This is a genomic window from Streptomyces sp. NPDC050560 (assembly GCF_044457285.1).
Classification (GTDB): Bacteria; Actinomycetota; Actinomycetes; order Streptomycetales; family Streptomycetaceae; genus Streptomyces.
Map to the genome: position 1 here is coordinate 439,269 of NZ_JBITGT010000001.1, position 10,891 is coordinate 450,159.

Sequence of the window (10,891 nt, forward strand, 5' to 3'; positions counted from 1 at the left end):
CTCATGCTCCTATCGGGGTGGTGGCCAGCCGTACGGGCAGGGCGGTGAACAGCCGCCCGGCGTCCCTGAGTGCGAGCGCGGCGTCGAGGGCGGGCGCGAGGAGTTCCCCGTGGCGGCGCGGGTCGGTGCCGTCGGCGCGGGCGAGGAGGTAGCCGAGGGCGGCGGCGAGCCAGCCGGTGGAGCCCGGCTCGGTGCCGTAGAGGGAGCGGTCCCTGTTGCCGCGCCACAGATGCAGGCAGCAGGCGCCCGCGTGCAGCCAGGCGTACCGCTCGGCCGCGTCGACCAGGGCGTTGGGGTCGGCGCCCGGCTCCCTGGCGGCCCTGGTGAGGCCGGCGAGCGCGGCCGCCTCGTCGGCGAGGCGCCGGGCCAGGGGGGCGGCGGGGCCGAGGGCGTCCGCGTCGGCCGCGGCCTCGGGGAGCCCGGCGAGCACCGGTTCCGCGCCGCGCGCGAACATGTCGAGCCTGGCGGGGTCGTAGCCGGGCAGGGCGGCGTCCAGGGTGAACACGGTGGCGAGCGCCGCCGGGTCGGCGGGGGCGGCGCCCTCGGTGAGGGTGGGCAACTGGCCCGCGTACGAGCGCAGGTTGGCGAGGGTGCTGGCGTCGATGACCCGTACCACCGCGCTGTCGCGGCGCAGCTTCTGGAAGAGGCCCGCTCCCCCGGCGCCCTCGCGCAGCACCGAGCGGGTGGCGAGGACCGTGCCGCAGCGGCGGATGAGGTCGTCGGCGGCCTCGGCGACCACGTGCTTGGCGGCGAGCGCCCACACGCTGAACGACTCGGGCACCACGTGCACCCCGCGGGCCGCGCCGAGCGCCGCCGCGTCCGCCGCGATCAGCGCGGCCGCGGCGACACCCAACTCGCGGCGGGCGTACGGGGATTCGACGAGCGTGGTGCGTCCCACCCGGCGCCGGGCGGCGAAGTCGAGCGCGAGGCGTACGGCGCTGTCGGCGATGCCGAGGCTGCCCGCCATGCTCATCAGCCGTACCGCCTGCTGCGCCTTGACGGCGGCTTCGAGCCCTTCGCCCGCCCTGCCGACCAGGGCGCCCTCGGGTACCGGGGTGTCGTGGAAGCGCAGGGTGGCGAGGTCGATGCCGCGCATGCCGTCGGTGCGGGGCGCGGGGAGGCGTTCCAGGCGCTCGGCGGGCACCCCCGCGGTCTCCAGCAGGACGGCGGTGAAGGCGCCGGGGCCGCGCTCGCCCGTGCGGGCGACGACATAGACCGCCTGGCACCGCCCGCCGAGCCCGACCATCCACTTCTCGCCGTTCAACACTCCGTCGTTGTAACGGAGTTCGTTGCCGAGGAGTTCGCTGCCGTGGTCGGCCTCGGTGAGCGCGAAGGCGACCGCGCCGCCGCCGCGCAGGATCTCCGCGGCCCGCTGCTGCTGGGCGACGCTGCCGTGGAGCTGGAGGCAGGTGGCCGCGATGATGCTGAACATGGTGGCGGGCATGACGTTGACGTCACGGCGGGCGGCCGAGCGCACCAGGGTGAGGCTGCGGTCGAAGGACTCCAGGGTGCCGCCCCACTCCTTGGGCAGGTAGTTCAGGTGGAACCCGGCCCGCACCAGCTCCGCGCACAGCTCCTCGGGGAACGCGTCACGCTCGTCGCGGGCGACGGCGGCGGCGAAGCCGTACGGGTTGGTGTCGTCGGCGGGGTCGCCGAGGCGCCGCTCCAGGTCCTCGGCGGTGAGGGCGCTCATCGTGCCCCCGCCGAGGAGTCGAGCGCCGGGGACTCAAGCGGTACGGGGCGGTAGTCGGCGGCGGTGGAGGGGACCTGTACGCCCAGGGTGCGCAGTTGGGCGAGGCGGGTGTGGAAGGCGGCGCCGCGCATCAGGTGGTGGGCGACGTCGGCGACCCTGCGGTTGCCCGGGGTCTTCAGATAGCTGCCGGTCACCCAGTCGTTGAAGCTGCCCATCGCGGGGCCGCACCAGACCTGGTAGTCCATGGCGCGGTCCTCCTCGCCGGTGACCGCCCAGCGCGAGGACATGCCCAGGTACCAGCGGAACACCAGCGCCATCCGCCGCTTGGGGTTGCCGGAGGCGCGCTCGATCTGCTCGGGGTCGCGGCGGCCGAAGTAGGTGACGCACTCCTGCCAGATATCGTCGAGGGAGCGGCGGAAGAGCTGCTGTTCGAGCCGGGCGCGGTCGGCGGCCGGGATGGACTCAAGGCCGTCATAGGTCTGGTACAGCTCGTAGAGGCGCTTGGCGCGCATCGGGAACAGGGTGCCCTTCTTGAGCACCTGGAGTTCCACGCCCATCTCGAACATGTCGGCGGCCGGGGCCATCTCGCAGTCCGCGATGCCCGCCTCGGCGAGCATCGCCTTGGAGCGTGCGGAGGCGCCGGACTCCAGGCAGGACTGGTTCACGGACCCGGTCACCACGTAGGCGGCGCCCATCGCGAAGGCGGCGGCCACCGCGACCGGGGTGCCGAGGCCACCCCCCGCGCCGACCCGTACCGGCACCGGGTAGCGGAACTCCCGCTGCACGGTGTCGCGCAGCCGCAGGATGGTCGGCAGCAGCGCGGGCAGCGGGCGGCGGTCGGTGTGGCCGCCGGAGTCGGCCTCCACGGTGATGTCGTCGGCCAGCGGGACATGGTGGGCGAGCGCGGCCTGCTCGGGGGTGACGTGGCCCGCTTCGAGCAGCGCGTTGACCAGCGCGGCGGGGGCGGGCCGCATGAACCGCTCGGCGGTCTCCGCGCGGGAGACCTTGGCGATCAGCCGGTTGTCGGCGACCACACCGCCCCCCGGGTCGCGGCGCAGCCCGGCGAGCCGGTAGCGGACCACGTGCGGGGTGAGGTCCAGGTAGGCGGACGCCTCCACGCAGCGCACCCCGTGCCGCAGGAACAGCTCGACGGCCTCCCGTTCCAGGCGGTCCTCGCTGGGGCTGTGGATCAGGTTGACGGCGTACGGCAGCCCGGGGATCTCGGCGGCGAACCTGGTGAGGGTCCGCTCGATGACGTCGGGCACCAGGCCCGCGGCGCCGAAGGAGGCGAGGAAGCCCTCGCGGGCCAGCGCGATCACCATGTCGGCGGAGGCGATGCCGCCGGCCATCGCGCCCGCCATGTAGGCGTGCGAGACGCCGTGGGCGACCCGGAAGTCGCCGGAGCCGAGCCGCTCGGGCAGCAGCGGCTGGGCGGCGGCGAGCAGCGGGAGCCCGTCGCCCTCGGCGGCGGCGAAGCCGCCGGAGACGGCGCCGATGCCCCGCTCGGGCGTGACGACGATGAAACAGGGGCGGGCGAGGTCGGCGAGCGCCTGGTAGATCTCGCCCGGCTCGGTGCTCGGGTACCTCTCCCCGTACCAGCGCAGGGGGGTGTCGGGAATGTCCATGCGAAACGAAGCTCCTTGGCTGAGCGGCGGGTACGGGCGGTCCTTCACGCCTCGGCAGAGCGGACCTCTACGGCCACGTCGGTCAGTTCGTAGATGCGCAGCCCCGGCTTCCACAGGTCCGCGTCCGCGATCACCAGCAGGCGGCCCTCCTCGCGGCGTACCTCCTTGATGTGCGCGTCGAAGAAGAGTTCCCCGTCGTGCCTGAGGATCTGGCCGCGGTACTTCCACGCCGTCTCGATGTCGGTCGCCATGGCGAAGCGTGGCCGCTCGAAGCCCTCGGCCAGGTTCTGGTCGAGGACGTAGAGCCGCAGCGCCTGGAGGATCGCCTCGACGCCGAGCGAGCCCGGCATCACGGGGTCGCGGTGGAAGTGGCAGTCGAAGTACCACTCGTCGGGGCGCACGGCGCGGTAGCCGTGCAGATAGCCGCGGCCGTGCCGGCCGCCGTCGGCCACCAGGTCGACCCGGTCCACCAGCGCGAACTTGTCGCCGGCCAGGTGCAGGTGGCCGCCGTCCGGGTCGGTGAACGCCGGTGCCCCTGCGGGCAGTTCGATACGGCGCACCCGGGAGGGGTCGGGCTGCTCGGACTCGATCCAGGGGGCGACGTAGCTGCCGTTGTCCAGGCCGACCTGGTTGGCGAGGGCGGCGGCGCTGAAGTAGCCGAACAGCGACTCGCCGGTGTAGAACACCTCGCCGTCCGCGGACAGTTCGTAGCTGAAGTTCTGGAGTACCGCGCCCTGTACGGCGCTTGTCATCAGCAGCTTGGAGTGGTGGCGGATGGTCTTGCCGCGCAGGTCGACGTCCTTGACGAGGGTGGCGCGGCCGTCGAGGTTGCGGATGGAGTACTGCTCGTCGGTGTTCTTCAGGGTGGCGCCGAGGTAGTAGCCGAGGAAGATCGCCGCCTGGAGGGAGCTCTCCATGTAGACCGCGTTCGGCATGTGCGGGTGGGCGTTCTGCTCGTAGTACCAGGCGTCGGCCGGGGAGTCGTACTCCGTGACCATCTCGGAGCCGGGCGCGAGGTCGCCGCGGGTGCCCTTGAGGGACATGACCCGGTCGACGAACTGGAAGTCGCCGTTGGGGATGTAGGGGGCGCGGCTGTCCCGGTAGACCTCGAACTCGGGGCCCATCGCGACGTCGAGGAGGCCCTTGGCGGCGTGCGCGAGGTGCATCTCGTTGATCATGGCGGGCTCGCCCGAGCGGTTGCGGCGGCCGAGGAACCGCGGGACGCCGCCGGTCTCGGGACGGTAGGGGGTGCCGTCCTTCTCGCGGACCTGGAGGCCCAGGTTCTTCATCCGGATGACCGGCTTGTCGCCGAGGTAGATGAGGACGTCCGCGATGACCGTGGCGCGCGGCAGCAGGGTGACCTCCATGACCTCGACCTCGTAGCGGATCTGCTCGTGGGCCTGGGTGATCTGGCCGCGCACCTGCACCTCGATGGGGGTGTCGGTGACGCACTGGAAGCGGGCGTCGGGCAGCGTCAGGTGCATCCCCAGGTGCATCAGGTAGATCTGGAGGAGCTGCACGGCGCCCTCGGCGACCAGGGAGCCCGCGAGGACGTGGTCGTCGGGGAAGTGGCAGGTGAAGTACCAGGCGTCGGGCGTGAGGTGCTTGACGGCGCTGAGGGTGCCGAGGCCGCGCGGGCCGCCCTTGCGGTCGATGGTCACCTCGTCGACCATGCGCAGCTTGGCGTCGGGCAGCCTGATGGCCGGGTTGACGCCCGGGTCCTGGGCGTGTTCTGGGCCGAAGACGTCGCCGGGGCGGCCCTGGGCGAGCAGTTCGAGGTCGGTGGCGGTGAGGTGGTTCTTGTCGGTGTACGCGAGCGGCTTGAAGTAGCCGCGGGGCAGGGCCGCGCGCTCCGCCTTCTCCTTCTCCGTCATCACCACGCCGAGCGGGGTCTCCAGCTCCTGCTTGCTGAAGAACCCGGCGCAGGCGTCGTGGAGTTCGAGGATCAGCTCGCCGTCGGCGTAGCACTTGTAGCTGAAGAAGAAGAGGGTGGTGTCGCCCTGGTGGACGAAGCGGTCGATGGAGATGTCGTAGCGCAGGGTCTGGCCCGCCTCGGGCAGGTTGCCGCGGAAGACCAGGGTGCTGTCGAGGAGGCGGTAGACCCGCTCGCCCTTGTTGCGGAAGTCGATGCCGAGGTAGCTGACGAGCAGCAGGTCGCACTGGCCGGCCTCGACGGTGACGGCCGGGGGCACACCGCCGTCGACGGCGTACCAGGCGTCCTGCGGGACGTCGTACTCGGTGGTGATGGTGGCGGGCCTGAACTCCCCGGTGGTGCCCTCGATCGCGGTGACCCGGGAGACGAAGTGGTACGGCGGCGCGGGCAGCCGCACCCGCTTCTCGTAGCCGTCGATGACACCGAACTCGGGCCCGAAGACCTTGGCGACGGAGCCGACGGCGAACTCCAGCAGGTCGGCCTCGTCCCAGATGACGCCCTCCTTCGCGGCGCGCGGGGGCTCCGCGGCGGTGGGGGCTTCCGCGGGTGCGGCGGGCACGGGGGCGGCGGGCACGGCCGGTGCGGCGGGCGGCTGCGGGGCCCCTGCGGACGGGGCCACGGCGGAAGGGGCCACGGCGGACGGGAGCGCGGGGCGCGGCGCCGACGGCAGGGCGGGGGCGGCCGGTGCCCGGGGCGCGGCGACGGCGGGGGCCCCGGGAGCGGCAGCAGCGGAAGGGGCGGCGGGAGCGGCGGGGGTGCCGGGGATGCCGAGGAGCTGTTCCATCCGGTGCAGACCGGCGGACTGGAGGATGTGCTGGGTCTCCATCACCACCGAGTGGGTGGCCACCATCTGCTTGCGCATTTCCCGTACCAGGTCGGCCGCGACACCGGCCGGGGGCCGTTCGCCCTCGTGCCCTGCCGGGGCCGGGGGCGCGGCAGGGGCCGCGGGGGCGGCCGGGGCCTCGGCCCTGGGGGCGGGCGCGGGCGGCTGCTGGGCCCAGGCGAGCTGGGCGATGGGGGTGCCGTCGAAGGCGATGACCTCGGTGTCGGCGAGGGTCGGGTCTGCGGGCATGAGAGCTGAGTCCTCCGGCGGTACGGACGAGGCGGGGTCGGGCCCTGGCGTGGGGGCGGCGGGCGCGTGGGCGGCCACGGCGGGCGCGGGGGCCACCGCGGCGGCGCGGCCGGGGCCCGCGGGCCCGGTGGCGGCGACGGCGGCGGGCCGCGGCGCGGGGGCGCCCGCCGCGGCGACGGCGGCGAGTTCCCCCGCGATCCTGGCGGGGGCGGGTTCCGCGCCGCCGACACGGAACCTGGCGGGCCGCGCCGGGCGGGCCGCGACGCGCTCGGCGGCCGGGCCCACCAGGGCGCTCAGGTCCAAGTCGAGGCCGTGCGCGGTGAGATGGGCGGCGAGTTGGGCGACGGCCTTGGTGGCGGGCACCCCGCGGCGGTCCACGGGCGCCGCGACGTGCGCGGCGTCGCCCAGGGTCTCGCGGACCCAGCGGGAGCAGGTGGCGCTCGGCCCCACCTCGACGAAGTACCGGAAGCCGCGCTCGTACGCGCCGCGCACCAGGCGCGGGAAGTCGATCGGGGAGCGCAGGGTGTGCGCGATACGGCGGGCGGTCTCGGCGCGGTCGAGGGCGGGCAGCGCCTGGTAGTCGTAGGCACTGAAAAGTTCGAGGTCGCCGAAGGAGCCGGTGGGGTAGTCGTTGAGGGCGGCGAGGCCGTCCCGCTCGGCGTCCACCACGGGGCAGTGCATGACGGCGCTGACGGGCGAGCGGGCCGCGGGGCAGCCCAGTTCGGCGATGAGGGCCTTGCACTGGTCGGGGTCGCCCGCGATGACCAGCTCGGCGGGGGTGTTCACATGGGTGAGGAAGACCCGCTCGTGGCGGGGCAGCGCGGCGCGCACCCGCTCGGCGTCGGTGAGCAGCACATGGCTGGCCCACACCGCGGAGTCGGGCGCGTCGTCGGGCAGGCCCCACGCCTCGCGCACGGTGCGGCGCGGGCCGCACAGCCGGTGCTTGAAGACGGGGGTGTCGCTGATGAGGGCGTCGTCGCGGCCCTCGGGCAGCCAGCCGCCGGTGGCGAAGAGCATGCTGGACTCGCCGAGGCTGTAGCCGAATCCGCCGTGTGCGCGCACGCCGAGGACGTCGCGTACGAGGTCGGTGTAGAGGATGGCGAAGCTGGTGCCGGTGGCGAGCATGAACGGGACGTCCTCGCCGAGCGCGGCTTCGAGGCCCATCAGGTCGCGGCGCTGGAGGGCGGCCCTGGCGCGGGGGTAGAGGCTGGCGGCGCGCAGGTGCCGCTCGGGCGCTTCGGCCTGGGACTCGAAGCGTTCGAGCAGCCCGGGGAAGGCGCGGAACAGGTCCTGGCCGAGGCCGGGGTAGGAGTTGAACGCGCCCGGGTAGACCAGGGCCACCTTGCCGTCGGGGCCGATGGGGTGTGCGGTGTAGCGGCTGCCCGCGGGGGTGCTCCACTCCCCGCCTGAGGCGTGTGCGGCGGGCAGGTCCCGTGCGGCCAGGTCGAGTTGGGCCCTCAGTTCCGAGGTGTGCCGGCCGACGAGCACCGCGCGCACGGTGTGCCCGCGCAGCCGTCCCGCGGCCTCGCGGGCGAGTGCGTACGGGTCGGCGCCTTCGTCGAGGAGGGCGCGGTGCCGCTCGACGGCGGCGAGGAGCCCGTCGAAGGTGTCGGCGGACAGCGGCAGGACGACGGGGCCGCCCGCGCGCCGCCAGTCGTGCGGGACGACGGTGCCCCGGGTGGCCTCGGCGGAGAGCACCAGGTGGCCGTGGGCGCCGGCGGCGCCGATGAAGCCGACGGCGGCGTGCCTGCGGGAGCCCGCGGTGCGGCGCAGCCAGGGGCGGGAGTCGCCGGGGACGTAGAGCGCCGACGCGTCGAAGGCGTCGGTGAGTTCGGCGGCGGGGCGGGTCCAGCCGCGGGTGCCGGGGACGTAGCCGTGGTGCAGGCAGAGCACCGTCCTGATGAGCCCCGCCATGGTGGCGGCGCAGCCCGCGTCGCCGATCTGGGCCTTGGCGCTGCCGAGCGCGACGGAGGGGGTGCCGTCGGGGCCCGCGGGGTAGACGCGGGCGAGCGCGGCGATCTCGGCGAGGTCCTGGGTGGCGGTGCCACCCGCGTGTGCCTCGACATAGCCGATGTCGTCGGCGGTGACGCCCGCGGCGGCGAGCGCTTCCTCGGCGGCGGCCGCGTAGGTGTCCGCGTCGGCCTCGGGGGTACGGCCCGCGACCGGCGCGGCGTGCCGTATCGCCACGGCGTCGAGGCGGGCGTACACGGGCGCCTTCGCCTCCCCCGGCCTGGTGACGACGACGGCGCCCGCGCCCTCGCCGATCCTGCGGCCCCTGGCGCCCTCGGCGAAGGTGAGCCCGGCCTCGGCGACCGCGTCGGGGCGCAGCAGCAGGTTCTCGGCGGAGCCCGTGAGGTCGACGGCGCCGACGAGGACGGCCTCGATGCCGGGGTCGAGCAGCAGCAGCCTGGCAACCTGGAGGGCCTCCGCGGTGCCTGAGCCGTCGGAGGAGACCGTGAAGGAGGGGCCGTTGAGGTTCCACAGCGAGGAGATGCGGCTCGCCATCACGTTGCCGATGTAGCTCAGCACCTCGTTGGCGACGATCGGGTCCACCACCGCGTCCCGGCCGACGGCGGTGATCCTGGCAAGCTCCGCCTCGTCGACCTCGACCCCGGCGCGCGCGAACTCCTCGCGCACGAAGGCGCCGAGGCCGTAGCGGGTGATCCGCAGGTGAGTGGTGGGCTCGATCTCCATGCCGACGACGACGGCGATACGGCGCCCGGGGGGCGCGCTCTCGCCCTTGGCGACGGCGCGGCTGTAACCGGCGTCGTGCAGGGCCTCGTCCGCGACCTTGATGGCCAGCGCGTGCTGGAGGTTGTACGTGCGCAGGTCGGCGGGCGGGATCTTGAGGTCCATGGGGTCGATGCCGAGGCCGTCGACGAAGGCGCCGTGCGGCAGGGCGTCGGGTCCTGCCCCGGTGGCGTGTTCCAGGGAGCCGCCCCTGGTCTGGTCGAGGCCGCGCCAGCGCCGTTCGGGCAGCGGGACCAGGGCGTCGTCGCCCGCGTGGACGGCGCGCTCGTAGGCGTCGAGGGAGTCGAGGGCGCCGAAGTGCGCGCCGAGCCCGGCGATGTCGAGCGCGGGCGGCGGGGTCGGCTCGGCGGGCTGCGCCTGGGTGCCGGGGACCGGCTGGGAGAGGACGACGTGGGCGTTGGTGCCGCCGAAGCCGAAGGCGGACACGGCGGCGCGGCGCGGCCCGTCGTGCGCGGGCCAGTCGCGGCCCGCGCGGACCAGGGTGTCGCCGGTGACCCGGCCGTCCTTGGAGCTGATGGCCCGCTCGACGCCGGGGGTGGGCGGGATGTGGGCCTCGCCCATGGCCAGGATGACCTTGAGCATGCTGCTGAGCCCGGCCACGGTGAGCAGATGGCCGATGTTGCCCTTGACGGAGCCGATCAGCGGGACGCGCCCGGCGGCGCCGAAGAAGTCGGCCACCGACTGGGCCTCGGTGGCGTCGCCGACGGGGGTGCCGGTGGCGTGGCACTCCAGGTAGTCGATGGCGGTGGGGTCCACGCCCGCCTGCTCGTAGGCGAGTTCGTAGGAGCCGAGCTGGCCAGCGGCCTGCGGGACGAGGAGGTGGCGGCCGCTGCCGTCGTTGGTGAGCCCGATGCCGTCGACGACGGCGTGGATGCGGTCGCCGTCGCGCAGCGCGTCCGCGAGCCGCTTCACGGCGACCATCCCGGCGCCCTGTCCGGTGAGGATGCCGCCCGAGCGGCCGTCGAAGGGCTGGCTGAAGCCGTCGCGCGGGTAGGCGCCGAGGTCGCCGAAGGAGAGGTGGATGAGGGTGGGGTCGGGCGCGCACACCCCGCCCGCGAGCACCAGGTCGGCCTGGCCCGCGGCGAGGTGGTCGCAGGCCAGCTTGAGGGCGTAGAGCGCGGACGAGCAGGCCGCGTCGAGGGCGTAGCGGGGGCCGCCGAGGCCGAGGGCGGCGGCGGTGAGGGTGGCGGGGGAGCCGCTGATCCGCAGGTCCTCGGGGTGCAGCCGGGCGGGGTCGATGCGCTCGCCGTCGCTCGCGAGAGCGCCGAGCGGGGGGTGTCCTGCCCTGCGCAGCCCTTCGAGCACGGCCTCCTGGACGAGCGGCACACTGACGCGGGCGGACGAGGGGGTGGGGAAGGAGTAGTTGCCGAGGATGAGTCCGGTGCGGGCGAGGACGTCGGCGCGCCCGTCGTGCCCGCTGTCGCGCAGCGCCTCCCTGGCCACGTGCAGCGACCAGTGGAAGAGCCGGTCGAGGCCCGACAGTTGGGCGGGGTCGAGGTGGAAGCCCTCGGGGTCGAACTCGAAACCGGTGACGAAGCCGCCCCTGCGGCAGTAGATCTCGTGCTGGGGGTCGAGGTCGCGGGCTTCCGGCGTCGGGCCGAAGACCTCCTCGCCCCCCTCCCGGCGGCTGTCGACGCCGGTGCGGAGGTTCTGCCAGAACTCGGCGGGCGTCTGCGCGCCCGGGAACAGGCAGGAGAGGCCGATGATGGCGTACTTGTTCATGAGAGCTGTCGGGTCCCTTCTGAGGGGCGGCCGGGGCCCGGACGGCGGCGTGTCGGGGAGCCGTCCGGGCCGAAGCGATCGCTCGCTGGTTACGG

General features: G+C 74.5%; 3 protein-coding genes. All 3 read right to left on the reverse strand.

What is annotated here, in order from left to right; genetic code table 11:
* Position 1: 1 nt before the first annotated feature.
* The 3 genes from ACIBIW_RS01900 to ACIBIW_RS01910 are packed head-to-tail and all read right to left on the reverse strand — an operon-like array spanning position 2 to position 10,796.
* Complete coding sequence (locus ACIBIW_RS01900; protein ID WP_399330838.1) at positions 2-1,693, reverse strand: acyl-CoA dehydrogenase family protein; 1,692 nt, start codon at positions 1,691-1,693, stop codon at positions 2-4.
* Positions 1,690-3,318, reverse strand: coding sequence for a PfaD family polyunsaturated fatty acid/polyketide biosynthesis protein (locus ACIBIW_RS01905; protein WP_399330840.1), 1,629 nt, complete (start codon positions 3,316-3,318; stop codon positions 1,690-1,692). The genes ACIBIW_RS01900 and ACIBIW_RS01905 overlap by 4 nt, the downstream gene beginning before the upstream one ends.
* A 44-nt stretch (positions 3,319-3,362) precedes the next feature.
* Positions 3,363-10,796 (reverse strand): beta-ketoacyl synthase N-terminal-like domain-containing protein, encoded by a 7,434-nt coding sequence (locus tag ACIBIW_RS01910; RefSeq protein WP_399330842.1) that lies wholly within the window; start codon positions 10,794-10,796, stop codon positions 3,363-3,365.
* Positions 10,797-10,891: the final 95 nt, after the last annotated feature.

What these genes read in the sequence shown, in the direction of transcription:
- ACIBIW_RS01900 (WP_399330838.1), bottom strand. Translation starts at nt 1,693, where the DNA reads ATGAGCGCCCTCACCGCCGAGGACCTGGAGCGGCGCCTCGGCGACCCC.
- ACIBIW_RS01905 (WP_399330840.1), bottom strand. Translation starts at nt 3,318, where the DNA reads ATGGACATTCCCGACACCCCCCTGCGCTGGTACGGGGAGAGGTACCCG.
- ACIBIW_RS01910 (WP_399330842.1), bottom strand. Translation starts at nt 10,796, where the DNA reads ATGAACAAGTACGCCATCATCGGCCTCTCCTGCCTGTTCCCGGGCGCG.